The following is a 19026-nucleotide window of genomic DNA, read 5'->3' as shown; positions in this document are numbered from 1 at the left end:
TCATTGATCCTCAAGAAAGATTCCGGGACCGTGTGGTCTCTTTTTTTGTTGTACGGACTCCTTAATAAAATGAAGCTTTTAAAGACAGTGCCCGCTGCACTGATGCTGGCGGGTGGCGTGTTTGCGGCTATGAACGCGACCGCTGATGATACCGTTTTTACTGTCATGGACGATCCTTCCACCGCGAAAAAACCGTTTGAAGGTAACCTGAACGCCGGGTACCTGGCACAATCCGGTAACACGAAAAGCTCTTCTCTGACGGCGGACAGTACGCTTACCTGGTACGGCAACACCACCGCCTGGTCTCTGTGGGGTAATGCCAGCAACACTTCCGCTAATGACGAACGTTCTTCCGAGAAATATGCGGTAGGCGGACGTAGCCGTTACAACATGACCGACTATGACTACCTGTTTGGACAGGCAAGCTGGTTAACTGACCGTTACAACGGTTATCGCCAGCGCGATGTGTTCACCGCCGGTTATGGTCGCCAGTTCCTGAACGGTCCGGTACACAGCCTCCGTTTTGAATTCGGTCCTGGTGTGCGTTATGACGAGTACACCAATGGCGATACCAAAACCCAACCGCTCGGTTACGCTTCCGGTACCTATGCCTGGCAGATGACTGACAACACCAAATTTACCCAGGGTGTTTCTGTATTTGGTGCCGACGACACGACGCTGAACTCTGAGACGGCGCTGAACGTGGCTATCAACGAACACTTTGGCCTGAAAGTCGCCTACAACGTGACCTGGAACTCTTCACCACCAGAATCTGCGCCGGATCATACCGACCGCAGAACCACGGTTTCACTGGGTTATAGAATGTAATAAAAGCGGGCCGATGATAATGTCGGCCCGTTTATTGTCTGCGGTTTTTTGACGTCCCTTCTGATGACCTGTCTTCGCCCCTAGCCCCAAATCATTGCCGCCCAACGGAGTAGCAGCATTGCGCCGCAGATGGCAATCAGCACCAGCACCATTTTCCAGTGTTTTACGGCAAATCGTTTAGTTGGCATAACCTAATCCTTATTGGTTGATACCCACAGTCTACCAAACAGGGCCGAAATATGCCCCTTATCAGGTTCGATTGGGTTATGCCAGCGCAGGGTTCGGCTCAGAACCAGTGGAATCGTTCGGCGAGAATCAACAATAAACCTGTGGCGGAAAGGATGTTCAATATCACAACCGTTCTACTGGATACGTTCATGGTATGCACCTTTGGGTTTAAAGACCTGTTCAAGAGTAGCCCAGCATCTTCGAAATGCGAGCGCAGGGGAGAAGCAACCTGCAAATTCGTGCGAAAGCGCCAGCCCATCAATCTGGCCGCAGAGGGTGCAATCTCCTTTCCGTTAGTGCTAACATTACGTCGCTTGCCGTAAATCCACATTAATCTGAATTCGGCTGGTGAATGATGACGAACCAATTTGACGATTGTTGGTCAGATGGTGTCGTAATCTATTGTCAAATCACGATTATTTTCTTTGTATATGCTCTTATGTGTGGGGCATCACTGCAAATAAGGATATAAAATGCCTGTAATTACTCTTCCTGATGGCAGCCAACGCCATTTCGACCGTGCTGTTAGCCCAATGGATGTAGCCCTGGACATTGGTCCTGGTCTCGCGAAAGCGACTATCGCTGGCCGCGTTAACGGTGAGCTGGTGGATGCTTCCGATCTGATCGAAAACGATGCGACGCTTGCAATCATCACTGCGAAAGACGAAGAAGGTCTGGAGATCATTCGTCACTCCTGCGCGCACCTGTTAGGCCATGCCATCAAACAGCTGTGGCCAAACACCAAAATGGCGATCGGTCCGGTTATCGACAACGGTTTCTACTATGACGTTGACCTTGACCACACCCTGACTCAGGAAGATATCGACGCGCTCGAAAAACGCATGCACGAGCTCGCCGAAACGAACTATGACGTCATCAAGAAGAAAGTCAGCTGGCACGAAGCGCGTGAAACCTTCGTGAAGCGCGGCGAGAGCTATAAAGTCTCTATTCTTGACGAAAACATTTCGCATGATGACAAGCCTGGCTTGTACCATCACGAAGAATACGTCGACATGTGCCGTGGACCGCACGTGCCGAACATGCGCTTCTGTCATCACTTTAAGCTGATGAAGATCGCGGGCGCCTACTGGCGTGGCGACAGCAACAACAAGATGTTGCAGCGTATTTATGGTACCGCGTGGGCTGATAAAAAAGCCCTGAACGCATACCTGCTGCGCCTGGAAGAGGCGGCGAAGCGTGACCACCGTAAAATCGGTAAGCAGCTTGACCTGTACCACATGCAGGAAGAAGCGCCGGGTATGGTGTTCTGGCATAACGACGGCTGGACTATCTTCCGTGAACTGGAAACTTTCGTACGCTCCAAGCTGAAAGAGTACCAGTATCAGGAAGTGAAAGGCCCGTTCATGATGGACCGTGTGCTGTGGGAAAAAACCGGCCACTGGGACAACTACAAAGATGCGATGTTCACCACCTCGTCTGAGAACCGTGAATACTGCATCAAGCCAATGAACTGCCCGGGCCACGTTCAGATCTTCAACCAGGGTCTGAAATCCTACCGTGACCTGCCGCTGCGTATGGCGGAGTTCGGTAGCTGCCACCGTAACGAGCCATCAGGTGCGCTGCACGGTCTGATGCGTGTTCGTGGCTTTACTCAGGATGATGCGCATATCTTCTGTACTGAAGATCAGGTTCGTGACGAAGTTAACGCCTGTATTCGTATGGTCTACGATATGTACAGCACCTTTGGCTTCGAGAAGATCGTCGTCAAACTCTCAACGCGTCCGGAAAAACGTATCGGTAGCGATGAGACATGGGATCGCGCAGAAGCGGATCTCGCCGTGGCGCTGGAAGAGAACGGCATTCCGTTCGAATACCAGCTGGGCGAGGGCGCATTCTACGGTCCGAAAATTGAATTTACCCTGTATGACTGCCTCGATCGCGCATGGCAGTGCGGTACTGTACAGCTGGACTTCTCCCTGCCGCAGCGTTTAAGCGCCTCTTATGTTGGCGAAGACAACGAGCGTCAGGTACCGGTAATGATTCACCGTGCAATTCTCGGTTCTCTGGAGCGCTTCATCGGCATCCTGACCGAAGAGTTTGCTGGCTTCTTCCCAACCTGGCTTGCGCCAGTGCAGGTCGTGGTGATGAACATTACCGATTCTCAGGCGGATTACGTTAAAGAATTGACGCAGAAACTACAAAATGCGGGCATTCGCGTAAAAGCAGACTTGAGAAATGAGAAGATTGGCTTTAAAATCCGCGAGCACACTTTACGTCGTGTCCCGTATATGTTGGTCTGTGGTGATAAAGAGGTGGAAGCAGGCAAAGTTGCCGTTCGCACCCGCCGTGGTAAAGACCTGGGCAGCCTGGACGTAAGTGAAGTGATTGAGAAGCTGCAACAAGAGATTCGCAGCCGCAGTCTTCAACAACTGGAGGAATAAGGTATTAAAGGCGGAAAACGAGTTCAAACGGCACGTCCGAATCGTATCAATGGCGAGATTCGCGCCCAGGAAGTTCGCTTAACAGATCTTGAAGGTGAACCACTGGGGATTGTGAGTCTGAGAGAAGCGATCGAAAAAGCTGAAGAAGCTGGAGTAGATTTAGTTGAAATCAGCCCTAACGCCGAACCGCCAGTTTGTCGTATCATGGACTACGGCAAGTTCCTTTATGAAAAGAGTAAGTCTTCTAAGGAACAGAAGAAGAAGCAAAAAGTTATCCAGGTTAAGGAAATCAAATTCCGTCCTGGTACCGACGATGGCGATTATCAGGTAAAACTCCGCAGCCTGATTCGCTTTCTGGAAGATGGCGATAAGGCCAAGATCACACTGCGTTTCCGCGGTCGTGAGATGGCCCACCAACAGATTGGTATGGAAGTGCTTAACCGCGTCCGTGACGATCTGAGTGAACTGGCAGTAGTCGAATCCTTCCCTACGAAGATCGAAGGCCGCCAGATGATCATGGTGCTCGCTCCTAAGAAGAAACAGTAAGGCCTTCAAGCAGCAAAATCTGTGGAGCCTTCGGGTTTCATAGGTTTTGTTCGCCTATGTTTCGTTTATTTAACAATGCGAAGTGGAAGTTATTAAGATGCCAAAAATTAAGACCGTACGCGGTGCTGCTAAGCGCTTCAAAAAAACCGGTGGTGGTGGATTTAAGCGTAAGCACGCAAACCTGCGTCATATTCTGACCAAAAAATCTACTAAGCGTAAACGTCACCTGCGTCCAAAAGGCCTCGTTTCTAAAGGCGATCTGGGTCTGGTTATCGCGTGCCTGCCGTACGCATAAGCCGTTAACGTTTAATTTTTTTACTAAGAATATAGATACAGGAGAGCACATATGGCTCGCGTAAAACGTGGTGTAATTGCACGTGCACGTCACAAGAAAATTTTGAAACAAGCTAAAGGCTACTACGGTGCGCGTTCACGCGTTTACCGCGTTGCCTTCCAGGCTGTTATCAAAGCAGGTCAGTACGCTTACCGTGACCGTCGTCAGCGTAAGCGTCAGTTCCGTCAACTGTGGATTGCGCGTATCAACGCAGCAGCACGTCAGAACGGTATTTCTTACAGCAAATTCATCAACGGCCTGAAAAAAGCTTCTGTTGAAATCGACCGTAAGATCCTGGCTGACATCGCAGTATTCGACAAAGTAGCGTTCACCGCTCTGGTCGAAAAAGCGAAAGCAGCACTGGCATAAGCCAGTTGAAAGAGGGGGCTTTGCTCCCTCTTTTCATTTAACACCATCAGAAGATTGACATTTATCCGTCCAGGCTTTTCAATAAGGTCTTAACGGTTTTTACCAGACAAGGTAACGCAAGCATGAAAGCTGCTATTTTCCGCTTCTTCTTTTACTTTAGCACCTGATTTCAGGAGGCTAGCGCGTGAAAGATGAAACGAAAAACAGCGCCAGATAAGCCTCCCGATGGAGGCTTTTTTTGTGCCTGAATTTGAGAGAATAACTCCACCAAATCGGTGTCTGCACCGACATAATGAGGAAAATCATGTCACATCTCGCAGAGCTGGTTGCCAGTGCAACAGCCGCCATTAATCAGGCCTCAGATGTTGCCGCGTTAGACAATGTCCGCGTCGAATATCTTGGGAAGAAAGGGCACCTGACCCTTCAGATGACAACCCTGCGTGAGCTGCCGGCAGAAGAACGCCCGGCAGCGGGTGCGGTGATTAACGAAGCCAAAGAGCAGGTACAGCAGGCGCTGAACGCGCGCAAGGCCGAGCTGGAAAGCGCGGTGCTGAATGCGCGTCTGGCCGCAGAGACGATCGACGTTTCTCTGCCGGGTCGCCGTATCGAAAACGGTGGTCTGCATCCGGTTACCCGCACCATCGATCGCATTGAAAGTTTCTTCGGTGAGCTCGGCTTTACCGTGGCGACTGGCCCGGAAATCGAAGATGATTACCATAACTTCGACGCCCTGAACATTCCTGGCCATCATCCGGCACGCGCTGACCACGACACTTTCTGGTTCGACGCTACGCGTCTGCTGCGTACTCAGACCTCCGGCGTTCAGATCCGTACCATGAAGGATCAGGAGCCGCCAATCCGCATTATCGCGCCGGGCCGCGTCTATCGTAATGACTACGATCAGACCCACACCCCAATGTTCCACCAGATGGAAGGTCTGATTGTTGATAAAAATATCAGCTTCACCAACCTGAAGGGCACGCTGCACGATTTCCTGAACAACTTCTTTGAGGAAGATCTGCAGGTTCGTTTCCGCCCGTCCTACTTCCCGTTTACCGAACCGTCTGCGGAAGTTGACGTGATGGGTAAAAACGGCAAATGGCTGGAAGTGCTGGGCTGCGGCATGGTGCATCCAAACGTGCTGCGCAACGTGGGTATCGATCCGGAAGTTTACTCCGGCTTTGCCTTCGGCATGGGCATGGAGCGCCTGACTATGCTGCGCTACGGCGTGACCGACTTACGTGCATTCTTCGAAAACGATCTGCGTTTCCTCAAACAGTTTAAATAAGGGCAGGACAGAACAATGAAATTCAGTGAACTGTGGTTACGCGAGTGGGTGAACACCACGCTGGACAGCGACGCGCTTTCTAACCAGATCACCATGGCGGGTCTGGAAGTGGACGGTGTTGAGCCGGTTTCCGGAGCCTTCAACGGCGTGGTCGTCGGCGAAGTAGTCGAGTGCGGTCAGCACCCTAACGCTGACAAACTGCGCGTAACAAAAGTAAACGTGGGCGGTGACCGTCTGCTGGATATCGTCTGCGGTGCGCCAAACTGCCGTCAGGGCCTGAAGGTGGCCGTGGCGACCGTCGGCGCAGTGCTGCCGGGCGATTTCAAAATTAAAGCGGCTAAGCTGCGCGGCGAGCCGTCTGAAGGCATGCTGTGCTCCTTCTCCGAGCTGGGTATTTCCGACGATCATAACGGCATCATTGAGCTGCCGCTGGATGCGCCAATCGGCACCGATATCCGTGAATACCTGAAGCTTGATGACAACACCATTGAAATCAGCGTCACGCCAAACCGTGCCGACTGCTTAGGTATCATCGGCGTGGCGCGCGACGTGGCCGTGTTGAACCAGACCGAACTGAACGCGCCGGAAATCGCGCCGGTTGAAGCGACCATCAGTGACGTGCTGCCTATTCAGGTTGACGCTGCGGATGCTTGCCCGCGCTACCTCGGTCGCGTGGTGAAAGGCATCAACGTGAAAGCGCCAACCCCGCTGTGGATGAAAGAGAAGCTGCGCCGCTGCGGTATTCGCTCTATCGACGCAGTGGTCGACGTGACCAACTACGTTCTGCTGGAGCTGGGCCAGCCAATGCACGCGTTCGATAAAGACCGTATCGACGGCGGCATCGTTGTGCGCATGGCGAAAGAGGGCGAAACCCTGGTTCTGCTGGACGGCAGCGAAGCCAAACTGAACGCCGACACCCTGGTGATTGCGGACCACAGCAAAGCGCTGGCAATGGGCGGTATCTTCGGTGGCGAGCACTCAGGCGTCAACGACGAGACGCAAAACGTCCTGCTGGAATGCGCGTTCTTCAGCCCGCTCTCCATCACCGGTCGCGCACGCCGTCACGGCCTGCATACCGATGCCTCTCACCGCTACGAGCGCGGCGTTGACCCGGCTCTGCAGTATAAAGCGATGGAACGCGCGACCCGCCTGCTGATCGACATCTGCGGCGGCGAAGCGGGCCCGGTTATTGACGTCACCAACGAAGCAACGCTGCCGAAGCGTGCGACCATCACCCTGCGCCGCAGCAAGCTGGATCGCCTGATTGGCCATCACGTTGCCGATGCGCAGGTAACCGACATCCTGAAACGTCTGGGCTGTGAAGTAACCGAAGGGCAGGACGAGTGGAAAGCAGTTGCGCCATCATGGCGTTTCGACATGGAAATTGAAGAAGATCTGGTGGAAGAAGTGGCCCGCGTTTACGGCTACAACAACATCCCTGACGAGCCTGTCCAGGCGGGTCTGGTAATGGGCACCCACCGTGAAGCCGACCTGTCTCTGAAGCGTGTGAAAACCATGCTGAACGACAAAGGCTACCAGGAAGTGATCACCTACAGCTTCGTTGATCCAAAGCTGCAGCAGCTGATCCACCTGGGTCAGGAGGCGCTGATCCTGCCAAGCCCAATCTCCAGCGAAATGTCCGCGATGCGTCTGTCTCTGTGGACGGGCCTGCTGGGCACTGTCGTTTATAACCAGAATCGCCAGCAAAACCGCGTGCGAATTTTCGAAAGCGGTTTGCGCTTTGTACCGGATAATCAGGCAAATTTAGGCATCCGTCAGGATCTCATGCTGGCTGGTGCCATCAGCGGCAACCGCTATGAAGAGCACTGGGACCTGGCAAAAGGCACGGTTGATTTCTACGATATGAAGGGCGATCTGGAAGCGATTCTGGATCTGACCGGTAAATTATCTGAAATTGAATTCCGCGCAGAAGCCATTCCGGCCCTGCATCCGGGCCAGAGCGCAGCTATCTATTTAGACGGTAAACGCGTTGGTTTTATTGGGGTTGTTCACCCCGAGCTGGAGCGTAAGCTTGACCTGAACGGCCGTACCATCGTGTTCGAGCTGGAATGGAACCCGGTGGCTGACCGCGTTATTCCTCAGGCTCAGGACGTCTCCCGCTTCCCGGCAAACCGCCGTGATATCGCGGTTGTGGTCGCGGAAAATGTGCCTGCAGCAGATATTTTGGCCGAATGTAAGAAAGTTGGCGTAAATCAGGTAGTTGGCGTAAACTTATTTGACGTGTACCGCGGCAAGGGCGTAGCAGAAGGTTTCAAGAGCCTCGCTATTAGCCTTATCCTTCAGGATACCAGCCGTACACTCGAAGAAGAGGAGATTGCCGCTACCGTCGCCAAATGTGTAGAGGCATTAAAAGAGCGATTCCAGGCATCATTGAGGGATTGAACCTATGGCGCTTACAAAAGCTGAAATGTCAGAATATCTGTTTGATAAGCTTGGGCTTAGCAAACGGGATGCCAAAGAGCTGGTAGAGCTGTTTTTCGAAGAGATCCGTCGTGCTCTGGAAAATGGTGAGCAGGTAAAACTCTCCGGTTTTGGCAATTTTGATTTGCGAGACAAAAACCAACGTCCGGGCCGCAACCCGAAGACGGGGGAAGATATTCCCATTACAGCCCGCCGCGTGGTGACCTTCAGACCCGGCCAGAAGTTAAAAAGCCGTGTCGAAAACGCAACGCCCAAAGCAGAGTAATATGAACTAACTAAAAAGGCCGCCCACGCGGCCTTTTTTCTTTGCGCTCTCCGGCAAACCCGCCGTAAAATCAATTACATCTCACGCTACTAAAACCGTACACATGCTTGATTATGCCCATCGCCAGCACCGTTCCGATAAGCGTCGCCTGTTTTTGCTGGTGCTGTTGCTCATTGTCGCCGCAGGTGTGAGCCTCTGCGCGGGCGACAGATGGATCGGGCCTGAAAGCTGGTGGGGGCCGGACGGGCAGCTCTTCGTCTGGCAAATTCGCCTGCCGCGCACCGTCGCGGTGGTTCTGGTCGGCGCCGCGCTGGCGCTGTGCGGTACCATAATGCAGGCGTTGTTTGATAACCCTCTGGCGGAGCCCGGGCTGCTCGGCGTGTCAAACGGCGCAGGCGTAGGCCTGATTGCGGCGGTAATGCTCGGCGGAGGAGAACTCTCCGGATGGAGTATTAGCCTGAGCGCTATCCTCGGCGCGCTGCTAATCACCGCGATCCTTCTTCGTTTCGCCAGACGGCACTTATCGACCAGCCGTCTGCTGCTTGCCGGCGTGGCGCTGGGGATAATCTGCAGCGCGCTGATGACCTGGGCGGTCTACTTCTCAACATCCTTTGACTTGCGTCAGCTGATGTACTGGATGATGGGCGGCTTTGGAGGCGTTGACTGGCACCAGGGCTGGCTGATGGTGCTGCTGGTACCGGTAATCGTGTGGGCTGCCCTGCAGGCGCAGCCGCTGAATATGCTCGCGCTGGGTGAAACCTCTGCCCGTCAGCTCGGCATGCCGATTGGGTTATGGCGTAATGTGCTGGTAATAGCCATTGGCTGGCTGGTCGGCGTCAGCGTGGCTCTGGCGGGCGCGATCGGCTTCATCGGGCTGGTTATTCCGCATATGCTGCGCCTGTGTGGCCTCACGGACCATCGGACCCTGCTTCCGGGCGCGGCGATTGCCGGTGCCGTCACGCTGCTGGTGGCCGATATCATCGCCCGGCTTGCCCTGACGGCCGCAGAGCTGCCGATTGGCGTGGTGACCGCTACGCTGGGCGCGCCGGTATTTATCTGGCTACTATTAAAAGCTGGACGTTAAATCAACAAGCCGTAAGACAACCTGAGGGAATGCTATGCAGTCAGACATCCTGAATACTGAAGTGACCACCATTGATGGCGATAACACCACGCTGGAAGGCTACAAAGGCAACGTGCTGCTCATCGTCAACGTGGCATCGAAATGTGGCCTGACGCCGCAGTATGAGCAGCTGGAAAACATTCAGAAGGCCTGGGAGAAAGACGGTTTCACCGTGCTGGGCTTCCCGTGCAATCAGTTCCTGGGGCAGGAGCCGGGCAGCGAAGAGGAGATTAAAACCTTCTGCAGCACCACCTACGGCGTGACGTTCCCGATGTTCAGCAAAATCGATGTCAACGGCGAAGACCGCCATCCGCTGTATGCGAAGCTGATCGCTGCCGCGCCGAAGGCCGTTGCGCCTGAAGGAAGCGGTTTTTATGAACGCATGGCCAGCAAAGGCCGCGCGCCGCTTTACCCGGACGATATCCTGTGGAATTTTGAAAAATTCCTGATTGGCCGCGACGGCCGGGTCGTTCAGCGTTTTTCGCCGGATATGACCCCTGAGGATCCGATCGTTATGGAATCGATCAAGCTGGCGCTGGCGAAATAATGTCGTTGCTGATGCAGCTCACGGACGTTGCCGAGAGGGGACGTCTGGAGCCGATAACCGGTACCATCAATGTGGGAGAAATTCTGCATCTTGTCGGGCCAAACGGAGCAGGGAAGAGCACGCTGCTGGCACGGATGGCAGGCATGACCGACGGAGAAGGGCAGATAACGCTGCTGGAGCATACGCTCGCCGACTGGTCACCGGTCTCGCTGGCGCATCGGCGCAGTTACCTCGTGCAGCAGCAGGTGCCACCCTTTGCGATGCCGGTCTGGCACTATCTGATGCTGCATTTGCACGACAAACAACAGACGGCACTGCTGACGGACGTTGCCGCGGCCCTGGGGCTGGAAGATAAACTGTCCCGGCATGCCAGCCAGCTTTCCGGCGGAGAGTGGCAGCGGGTACGTCTGGCGGCGGTCATTCTTCAGATCCACCCGGCAGGTAATCCTCACGGGCGAATGCTGCTTCTCGATGAACCCATGAGCGGTCTGGACGTGGCGCAGCAGGCGGCACTGGATACGCTGTTAAGCACCCTGAGCCGAAAAGGTATCGCCGTGGTGATGAGCAGTCATGACCTCAACCACACCCTGCGTCATGCCCACCGGGTGTGGCTGCTGTCGCAGGGAAAGATGATCGCCAGCGGCGCGCGGGATCGGGTGCTTACGCCGCCCCATCTTGCCCGCGCGTACAACATGTCGTTCCGCAGGCTGGATATTGAGGGACATAAGATGCTGATTTTTACCGGGCAGACGTAACCGTTTCTTGCCTCTTCGCACAATTGCACGCTAAATTACGAAAAGAACAAAAAAAGCAGAGGATTCGTCTGAAAATGCGATTCTGGTTTCTCCTGATGGCCGCACTTTTTCTTGCGGGATGCAGTAGCCATCGTGCGCCGCCGCCTAACCCACGGCTTTCAGATTCGATCACCGTCATTGCCAGCCTCAACGATCAGCTGAGCAACTGGCGCGGCACGCCTTATCGCTACGGCGGAATGAGCCGCGGCGGCGTGGATTGCTCCGGCTTCGTGCTGATGACGTTTCGCGATAAGTTTGATTTACAGCTTCCGCGCGAAACGCGCAAACAGGCAGAAATAGGCACTGAAATTGATAAAGACGATCTTCTGCCCGGGGACCTGGTTTTCTTCAAAACCGGATCGGGTGAAAGCGGTCTTCATGTGGGGATATATGATACAGACAATCAGTTCATTCACGCCTCGACAAGCCGCGGCGTGATGCGCTCTTCTCTTGATAATGTTTACTGGCGTAAAAATTTCTGGCAGGCTCGACGTATATAGTCTTTGTCAGACACTTCTCTTATGACGGCATGGTATCTAATAAATCATGCCGTTTTTTCTCAAATAAGATGCTTAAAGTTAAATTTATCTAAAATTAGCGAATCCTGCATGTGTCTGTTTTATCTAAAACTGGCTATTATTCGACAACCAGGATAAAATTAATTTAGATTCAGGGATAAATCTGAAAATAAATACGGAACTAATGAAATTAATCTTATTAAAATCAAGACAGTGGAATTGTGTCGGCAATTGCTCCAGGATGTCCTCTCTCATCTTTAATGTGGAGCGAGTGCAATGATTATTACGCTAGATAATGCTTACCAGTCTGAACTGCTGCTTCTGCCTGCTCGTAATAGCGCAGGGGAGCTTAAAGGTTTAGAGGTTCTGGTTAACTTTACTGGCGTCGGCAGCGATGTGCGGATCCCCACTGAGCTTGTTATCCCTCGGCTTTCAGCAGCTGAAGAGTTAGTGCTGTTTAACGAAAAATTGCAATTGCTTGATACCTGTAAACTGTTTTTTATTCAGCATCAGTTAATTGCATGGATCAATATTACACCTGCAATAGTTGAATTTTTATTAAGTAATGGAAACGCTGTTTCAATCCTTGAGCGTTACCCGTTTCTTGAGTTTACTGTTAATGAGAATTATCCAGGTTTAAATAACGGAAAGGACGATCTGCAGCTGGCGAGAATGGCAATCCATTTCCCGTTGGTCCTGGCAAACTTTGGCGCAGGCGCCGCATCGCTCAAAGCGGTCTATGATGGATTATTTAAACGGGTTATTCTCGACAAAGGCTTCATTCAGCAGCGTGCCCCGGAGCTCTCTTTTGAGCCTTTTATGCGCGCCATCCTCTGGCAAATCACACCGCACTGCCAGTCAGTGATTGTCTCAGGCATTGACGACCACGGCCTGTTGCAACGCGTTTTGTCCTTCAATGTTGGCGCCATGCAGGGCGCACTCTGGCCAGCCGTCTCTGCGGAGCACGTTACATCTCTGGTTCAGCAGCGATAACCCTTGCTTTCGCCCGTGTTTAAGTCCGGGTAAACCCTCTACACTAAAAGCAGGAGGACTTATGACCCTGTCTTTTACTGCTCACTGGCATGACGAGTTGCCTGGCTTTTACACCGCACTCAAACCAACACCGTTACAACATTCACGCCTTATCTGGCATAACGATTTGCTGGCAGAAGAGCTGGCCATTCCGCCTGAGCTGTTTCAGCGTTCAGAAGGCGCAGGCGTCTGGGGCGGGGAAACGCTTCTCGCCGGTATGCAACCTCTGGCTCAGGTCTATAGCGGCCACCAGTTTGGCGTCTGGGCGGGACAGCTGGGCGACGGCAGGGGGATCCTGCTCGGCGAACAACGGCTTCCTAACGGGGGAACGGTTGACTGGCACCTGAAAGGCGCAGGCCTTACTCCCTATTCGCGAATGGGCGACGGGCGCGCGGTACTGCGTTCAACGATTCGCGAGTGCCTGGCGTCCGAAGCGATGCATGCCCTGGGGATTCCCACTACGCGCGCGCTGTCGATTATCACCAGCGATACGCCGGTAGCGCGCGAAACGGTGGAAAAAGGGGCAATGCTGATGCGTATTGCGCAAAGTCATTTGCGCTTCGGCCATTTTGAGCACTTTTACTATCGCCGCGAGCCGGACAAGGTTCGCCAGCTGGCTGACTTTGCCATTCGTCACCACTGGACGCATTTGCAGGACGAAGCGGACAAATACGTTCTCTGGTTCAGGGATGTGGTTGCCCGTACCGCAAGCCTGATTGCCCGCTGGCAAACGGTGGGCTTTGCGCATGGCGTCATGAATACGGACAACATGTCGATCCTCGGTCTGACCTTTGATTACGGTCCGTTTGGTTTCCTGGACGATTATCAGCCTGGCTATATCTGCAACCACTCCGACTATCAGGGACGTTACAGCTTTGATAATCAGCCAGCGGTTGGCCTGTGGAACCTGCAGCGGCTTGCGCAAACCCTGTCGCCGTTCATCGACGTAGATGCCCTCAATGATGCGCTCGACAGCTATCAGGACATATTGCTGCGAGAATATGGCACGCTGATGCGCAACAAGCTGGGGCTGATGACGCAGGAGAGGGGCGATAACGATATCCTCAACGGTCTGTTTGCCCTCATGGCGCGCGAGGGCAGCGATTATACCCGTACCTTCCGGATGCTGAGCCAGACGGAGCAGCACAGTGCGGCCTCGCCGCTGCGCGACGAGTTTATTGACAGACAGGCGTTTGACGACTGGTTTGCCACTTACCGCGCGCGGCTGCAGCAGGAGCAGGTGGATGACGCCACTCGCCAGACGCAGATGAATGCGACAAATCCCGCAATGGTGTTGCGCAACTGGCTGGCGCAGCGGGCGATTGAACAGGCAGAGCAGGGTGAATACGACGAGCTACACCGCCTGCATGTGGCGCTGCGCACGCCGTTTGCCGACCGGGATGATGACTACGTCAGCCGCCCGCCTGACTGGGGCAAGCGGCTGGAGGTCAGCTGCTCAAGTTAGAGATTTTGCCGGGTGGCGGCGTCGCCTTACCCGGCAAAAATTACTGCGCAACCCAGCCGCCATCCATATTCCACGCGGCGCCACGAACGTTCACGGCGCCCTCGCTGCACAAAAACAGCGCCAGTTCACCCAGCTGCTCCGGGGTGACAAACTCGCCCGAAGGCTGTTTCTCTGCCAGAAGCCTATCGCGAGCCTGCTCCGGCGGGACGCCCTCAGCGATACGTTTGTCGATTTGCTGCTGCACCAGCGGGGTCAGCACCCAGCCGGGACAAATCGTATTGGCGGTAATGCCGGTGCGCGCGGTTTCCAGCGCCAGCGATTTCGTAAAGCCCACTACGCCATGCTTGGCGGCCACGTAGGCTGACTTCTCTTTTGACGCGACCAGCCCGTGAACGGAGGCGATATTAATGATGCGCCCCCAGTTTTTCTCGCGCATGGAAGGCAGCGCCAGCCGGCTGGTGTGAAACACCGACGAGAGATTAATGGCGATAATGTCGTTCCATTTCTCCACCGGAAACGCATCAACCGGGGCGACATGCTGTATCCCGGCGTTGTTGACAAGAATGTCCACGCCGCCAAACTGCGATTCGGCGTAGCGCATCATGGCTTCAATTTGCAGCACGTCACGCAGGTCCGCATCGTGATAGCCCGGCTTTTTGCCCAGCTGCGCAATCTCTTCTCTTGCTGATTCGCTGTCGCCGAAACCGTTGAGGATCAGCTGCGCCCCGGCCTTCGCCAGCACGCGGGCGATCCCAAGTCCAATGCCGCTGGTCGAGCCCGTCACCAGCGCGGTCTTACCGTTCAGATTCATCTTTCTCTCCTTACACAATGCCGGTCAGATAGAACACGGCAATGACAAAAAGCACTGCCAGACTTTTAATGAGGGTGATAGCGAAAATGCCGCCGTAGGCCTGACGATGGCTCAGGCCGGTAATCGCCAGCAGAGTAATCACCGCGCCGTTATGGGGCAGCGTATCCATCCCGCCGCTCGCCATCGAGGCCACGCGGTGCAGCACCTCAAGAGGGATATTGGCGGCGTGGGCGGCGGCGACAAACGAGTCGGACATGGCGGCGAGGGCAATACTCATCCCGCCGGACGCAGAGCCGGTGATCCCCGCAAGCACCGTCACGCTGATGGCCTCATTCAGCAGCGGATTGGGGATGGCCGCCAGCGCTTTGGATAACACCAGGAACCCGGGCAGGGCGGCGATCACCGCGCCGAAACCGTATTCCGAGGCGGTATTCATCGCCGCCAGAATGGCACCGCTCACCGCGGTCCGGCTGCCTTCAGCCAGACGCCCCCGGATATTGCGAAAGCCAAAAATCAGCACCAGCACGATACCGGAGATCAGCGCCGCCTCGACGGCCCAGATGGCGGTGATCTTGCCCACCTCGGTCACAATAGGTTTCGCCAGGCCTGGCAGAGTCAGCTCGTGGGTCGTGCCGTACCAGCCGGGGATCCAGCGGGTAAACAGCAGGTTCAGTATGCCCACGACAAGCAGCGGGGAGATAGCAATCAGCGGATGCGGGAGGTTAATGTTATCCGGCGTCTCGGGTTCATTTTTCAGATCCGTGCCGTAGCCTTCGTTGTTATTGAACGCCTTACGACGCTGGCGTTCCAGCCAGAGCAGGCCAAAGATGATAATAAACAGAGAGCCGATAAGCCCCAGCCACGGCGCTGCCCAGGCGTTCGTGCCAAAGAAGCTGGTGGGGATGATATTCTGGATCTGCGGCGTGCCGGGCAGGGCGTCCATGGTAAACGAAAACGCCCCCAGCGCCACGGTGGCCGGGATCAGCCGCTTAGGGATGCCGCTCTGGCGGAACAGCTCCGCGGCAAAAGGGTAAACCGCAAACGCCACCACGAACAGCGACACGCCGCCGTAGGTTAACAGCGCGCACACCAGGACGATCACCGGAATAGCGTGGCGACGACCGAGGATCTGAATCGCGGCGGCGACGATGGAGCGTGAGAAACCGGAAAGCTCAATCAGCTTGCCGAAAACGGCTCCCAGCAGGAACACCGGGAAGTAGAGCTTAACAAAGCCGACCATCTTTTCCATAAACAGACCGGTAAACGTCGGGCCGACGGCACCCGGATCGGTCAGCAGCACGGCGCCGAGCGCCGCAATCGGCGCAAACAAAATAACGCTGTATCCGCGATAGGCCGCCAGCATCAGCAGCGCCAGCGCCGCCAGGGCAATTAACACACTCATTACGACTCCTCACTTTAATTATTATTCGGGTATCAACGAGATGCTTAACGCTCGACGGTCAGAGCAATGCCTTGCCCGCCGCCCACGCACAGGGTGACGAGCCCTTTTTTGACGTCACGGCGCTGCATTTCGTACAGCAGCGTCACGAGGATGCGGCAGCCGGAGGCGCCAATCGGATGACCCAGGGCGATAGCGCCGCCGTTAACGTTCACCCTACGCTCATCCCAGCCGAGCTGCTTGCCCACCGCCAGCGCCTGGGCGGCAAAGGCTTCATTGGCTTCAATGAGGTCCACGTCATCGAGCGTCCAGCCCGCCCGCGCCAGCGCCGTCCGGCAGGCGCTGACCGGTCCGATGCCCATCACCGACGGGTCAACGCCCGTCACGGCGTAGCTCACGATGCGACCGAGGATCGGCAAACCGCTCTCCCGCGCCTTTTCGCCGCTCATCAGCAGCACCGCGGCGGCACCGTCGTTGAGCGTTGACGCATTTCCGGCCGTAACCGTGCCTTCCGCCTGCAGAAAGGCGGGGCGCAGCTGCGCCAGCTGCTCAGCGGTGGTGCCAGGCCGGGGCTGTTCGTCACGGCTGACGATAAGCGGCGGTTTTTTGCCCTGTTTTACCGTCACCGGCGCTATCTCGGCGTCAAACCGACCCGCTTCGATGGCAAAGGCCGCTTTGTGCTGCGACCGGGCGGCGAAGGCGTCCTGCTGCTCGCGGGAAATGGCATTCTCCCGGGCGACGTTTTCAGCGGTGATCCCCATGTGGTAATCGTTGAACGCGTCCCACAGGCCGTCAGTAATCATGCTGTCCTGCAGGCCCGTATGGCCAAAACGCAGCCCTGAACGCGCGCCGTCCAGCAGATAGGGGGCGTTGCTCATGCTCTCCTGACCGCCAGCGATAGCCACGTCCGCGTCGCCGCAGCGGATCGCCTGCGCGGCGAGCTGCACCGCTTTTAGGCCCGCGCCGCACACCAGGTTGACCGTTGTCGCCGGCGTGCTGACGGGTAATCCGGCGGCGATGGCCGTCTGACGCGCCGGGTTTTGCCCGCATCCCGCCGTCAGCACCTGTCCGAAAATCAGTTCATCTACCTGTTCTTCGCGAAGATCGCTGTTCTCCAGCAGGTGCCGCACCGCTACGGCCCCCAGCTCAACCGCTGAAAGGGACGATAGCGATCCGCGAAAACTGCCAATGGGGGTTCGCGTTGCCCCGACAATCATGACCTCTTTCATCGTGAGTCCTCAGTTGAAGCGCATCTCGCGAACGTCGTCCGCCACAATCATTTTCCCGGCCGTCTTAGCCGCAATTTCGTCGATACTGACGCCGGGGGCGTATTCCCGCAGGATGAACGCGCCGTCCTCGATCTCCAGCAGTGCGAGGTCGGTTAAGACCCGACGGATACAGCCCGCGCCCGTGAGCGGCAGCGTGCAGCGCGGCAGCAGCTTTGATTCACCGCTTTTAGACGCGTGGGTCATCACCACAATGATGTTCCGCGCCCCGGCCACGAGATCCATCGCGCCGCCCATGCCCTTCACCATCTTTCCGGGGATCATCCACGAGGCGATATTGCCCTCGACGTCCACTTCAAACGCGCCCAGCACGGTCAGATCCACATGACCGCCGCGGATCATGGCAAACGACTGGGCCGAGTCGAAAATGGCCGCGCCGGTGCGCGCGGTCACGGTCTGTTTACCGGCGTTGATCATGTCGGCGTCAAGGCTCCGCTCGTCAGGAAAAGCCCCCATCCCCAGCAGCCCGTTTTCCGACTGAAGCATCACGTCCATCCCGTCCGGAATGTAGTTCGCCACCAGGGTGGGGATGCCGATCCCCAGGTTGACGTAATACCCGTCGCGCAGCTCGCGGGCGACGCGCATGGCCATCTGTTCACGGGTTAACATCGTCAGACTCCTTCCGCGCGCAGGGTGCGCTGTTCAATGCGTTTTTCAAACTGGCCGACAATCAGCCTGTCGACGTAAATTCCCGGGGTATGAATGGCTGACGGGGGCAGCTCGCCCGGGGGAACTATCTCTTCCACCTCGACGACCGTTATCCGGCCCGCCGTTGCCATCAGCGGATTGAAATTTTGCGCGGTATGGCGATAGACAACGTTGCCGTACCAGTCCGCTTTCCAGCCCTTAATGAGCGCGAAATCTCCCACAATCGCCTCCTCAAGGATGTAGTGCTTACCGGCAAACAGGCGTACGTCTTTGCCGGTAGCCACGGGCGTGCCGTAGCCGGTGGCCGTGTAAAATGCCGGAATGCCCGCGCCGCCCGCGCGCACTTTTTCCGCCAGCGTGCCCTGAGGCGTGAGTTCAATCTCCAGTTCGCCGCTCAGCACCTGCCGCTCGAACAGGGCGTTCTCGCCGACGTAAGAGGCCACCACTTTGCGAACCTGCCGCGTTTCGAGCAGTATCCCGAGACCGAAACCGTCCACGCCGCAGTTGTTTGATACCACCGTCAGATCTTTCACTCGACGGCGTCTGACCTCTGCAATCAGGTTCTCTGGAATCCCGCACAGGCCGAAGCCGCCCGCCAGCAAGGTCATTCCATCCGTCAGCCCTTCCAGCGCCTGCGCATAGCTGCCGACGCGCTTATCCAGTCCCGCCATCCTCATTCCTCCTCTTAACCGTGGCGGTAT

At 55.7% G+C, this 19026-nt stretch carries 22 protein-coding genes and 1 other annotated feature; of the genes, 15 read left to right on the top strand and 7 right to left on the bottom strand.

Annotated elements, in window-relative coordinates:
- Positions 1–69: 69 nt before the first annotated feature.
- Positions 70–828, top strand: a complete 759-nt coding sequence (locus AC1VYI_RS15155) for a DUF481 domain-containing protein (protein WP_029740435.1) — start codon at positions 70–72, stop codon at positions 826–828.
- Between the two features lie 80 nt (positions 829–908).
- Here AC1VYI_RS15155 and yniD read toward each other — a convergent pair whose 3' ends face one another.
- A complete protein-coding gene (yniD, locus tag AC1VYI_RS15150; protein WP_008500658.1) occupies positions 909–1016 on the bottom strand; it encodes a small membrane protein YniD in 108 nt (35 codons plus the stop codon).
- Between the two features lie 98 nt (positions 1017–1114).
- Positions 1115–1207, bottom strand: a complete 93-nt coding sequence (yncL, locus tag AC1VYI_RS15145; RefSeq protein WP_021241082.1) for a stress response membrane protein YncL — start codon at positions 1205–1207, stop codon at positions 1115–1117.
- A gap of 322 nt (positions 1208–1529) precedes the next feature.
- Between yncL and thrS the strand changes: the two genes are divergently transcribed.
- The 14 genes from thrS (at position 1530) to selO (ending at position 14181) form a co-directional block, all read left to right on the top strand.
- Positions 1530–3458 carry a threonine--tRNA ligase gene (gene thrS, locus AC1VYI_RS15140; protein WP_008500657.1) on the top strand — a complete coding sequence of 643 codons (1929 nt, stop codon included), beginning with the start codon at positions 1530–1532 and terminating at the stop codon, positions 3456–3458.
- Between the two features lie 3 nt (positions 3459–3461).
- Positions 3462–4004 (top strand): translation initiation factor IF-3, encoded by a 543-nt coding sequence (gene infC, locus AC1VYI_RS15135; protein ID WP_014069901.1) that lies wholly within the window; start codon positions 3462–3464, stop codon positions 4002–4004.
- A gap of 97 nt (positions 4005–4101) precedes the next feature.
- Positions 4102–4299, top strand: coding sequence for a 50S ribosomal protein L35 (rpmI, locus tag AC1VYI_RS15130; protein ID WP_003030583.1), 198 nt, complete (start codon positions 4102–4104; stop codon positions 4297–4299).
- 51 nt (positions 4300–4350) lie between these two features.
- The gene (rplT, locus tag AC1VYI_RS15125) at positions 4351–4707 is read left to right on the top strand and encodes a 50S ribosomal protein L20 (RefSeq protein ID WP_000124850.1); all 357 of its coding nucleotides are present in this window, start codon (positions 4351–4353) and stop codon (positions 4705–4707) included.
- 117 nt (positions 4708–4824) lie between these two features.
- Positions 4825–4949: a sequence feature (Phe leader region), on the top strand.
- Positions 4830–4874, top strand: coding sequence for a pheST operon leader peptide PheM (pheM, locus tag AC1VYI_RS15120; RefSeq protein ID WP_158513742.1), 45 nt, complete (start codon positions 4830–4832; stop codon positions 4872–4874). It overlaps the preceding feature by 45 nt.
- 62 nt (positions 4950–5011) lie before the next feature.
- On the top strand, positions 5012–5995 hold the full coding sequence (pheS, locus tag AC1VYI_RS15115) for a phenylalanine--tRNA ligase subunit alpha (RefSeq protein WP_033145275.1): 984 nt from the start codon (positions 5012–5014) through the stop codon (positions 5993–5995).
- A 15-nt stretch (positions 5996–6010) separates the two neighbouring features.
- The gene (pheT, locus tag AC1VYI_RS15110; protein ID WP_134866499.1) at positions 6011–8398 is read left to right on the top strand and encodes a phenylalanine--tRNA ligase subunit beta; all 2388 of its coding nucleotides are present in this window, start codon (positions 6011–6013) and stop codon (positions 8396–8398) included.
- 4 nt (positions 8399–8402) lie between these two features.
- A complete protein-coding gene (gene ihfA, locus AC1VYI_RS15105) occupies positions 8403–8702 on the top strand; it encodes an integration host factor subunit alpha (RefSeq protein WP_003857805.1) in 300 nt (99 codons plus the stop codon).
- 103 nt (positions 8703–8805) lie between these two features.
- On the top strand, positions 8806–9786 hold the full coding sequence (btuC, locus tag AC1VYI_RS15100) for a vitamin B12 ABC transporter permease BtuC (RefSeq protein WP_134866498.1): 981 nt from the start codon (positions 8806–8808) through the stop codon (positions 9784–9786).
- Between the two features lie 34 nt (positions 9787–9820).
- Entirely contained in the window at positions 9821–10372 is a 552-nt protein-coding gene (locus AC1VYI_RS15095; protein ID WP_134866497.1) for a glutathione peroxidase, read from the top strand.
- The gene (gene btuD / locus AC1VYI_RS15090; RefSeq protein ID WP_134866496.1) at positions 10372–11127 is read left to right on the top strand and encodes a vitamin B12 ABC transporter ATP-binding protein BtuD; all 756 of its coding nucleotides are present in this window, start codon (positions 10372–10374) and stop codon (positions 11125–11127) included. Before AC1VYI_RS15095 ends, btuD begins: the two co-directional genes overlap by 1 nt.
- Before the next feature lie 74 nt (positions 11128–11201).
- Positions 11202–11666, top strand: coding sequence for an NlpC/P60 family protein (locus AC1VYI_RS15085; RefSeq protein WP_008500650.1), 465 nt, complete (start codon positions 11202–11204; stop codon positions 11664–11666).
- 294 nt (positions 11667–11960) lie between these two features.
- On the top strand, positions 11961–12677 hold the full coding sequence (locus AC1VYI_RS15080; RefSeq protein WP_045353736.1) for an EAL domain-containing protein: 717 nt from the start codon (positions 11961–11963) through the stop codon (positions 12675–12677).
- Between the two features lie 61 nt (positions 12678–12738).
- Positions 12739–14181 carry a protein adenylyltransferase SelO gene (gene selO, locus AC1VYI_RS15075; RefSeq protein ID WP_134866495.1) on the top strand — a complete coding sequence of 481 codons (1443 nt, stop codon included), beginning with the start codon at positions 12739–12741 and terminating at the stop codon, positions 14179–14181.
- Positions 14182–14221: 40 nt separating this feature from the next.
- On the opposite strand, the gene AC1VYI_RS15070 is transcribed toward selO, so the two are convergent.
- Genes AC1VYI_RS15070 through AC1VYI_RS15050 form a run of 5 tightly spaced genes read right to left on the bottom strand, consistent with a single transcriptional unit; the run spans position 14222 to position 18996 of the window.
- Positions 14222–14992, bottom strand: coding sequence for a 3-hydroxybutyrate dehydrogenase (locus tag AC1VYI_RS15070; RefSeq protein WP_045353741.1), 771 nt, complete (start codon positions 14990–14992; stop codon positions 14222–14224).
- A 10-nt stretch (positions 14993–15002) separates the two neighbouring features.
- A complete protein-coding gene (locus AC1VYI_RS15065; RefSeq protein ID WP_023311304.1) occupies positions 15003–16394 on the bottom strand; it encodes a GntP family permease in 1392 nt (463 codons plus the stop codon).
- Positions 16395–16438: 44 nt separating this feature from the next.
- The gene (locus tag AC1VYI_RS15060; protein WP_134866494.1) at positions 16439–17620 is read right to left on the bottom strand and encodes an acetyl-CoA C-acetyltransferase; all 1182 of its coding nucleotides are present in this window, start codon (positions 17618–17620) and stop codon (positions 16439–16441) included.
- A gap of 9 nt (positions 17621–17629) precedes the next feature.
- On the bottom strand, positions 17630–18286 hold the full coding sequence (locus AC1VYI_RS15055; protein WP_045353744.1) for a CoA transferase subunit B: 657 nt from the start codon (positions 18284–18286) through the stop codon (positions 17630–17632).
- Between the two features lie 2 nt (positions 18287–18288).
- Entirely contained in the window at positions 18289–18996 is a 708-nt protein-coding gene (locus AC1VYI_RS15050; protein ID WP_134866493.1) for a CoA transferase subunit A, read from the bottom strand.
- Between the last annotated feature and the right edge of the window lie 30 nt (positions 18997–19026).

The sequence above is a fragment of the Enterobacter sp. QK-SA4 genome (assembly GCF_056856775.1).
This window is presented reverse-complemented; position numbering and strand designations above follow the sequence as displayed.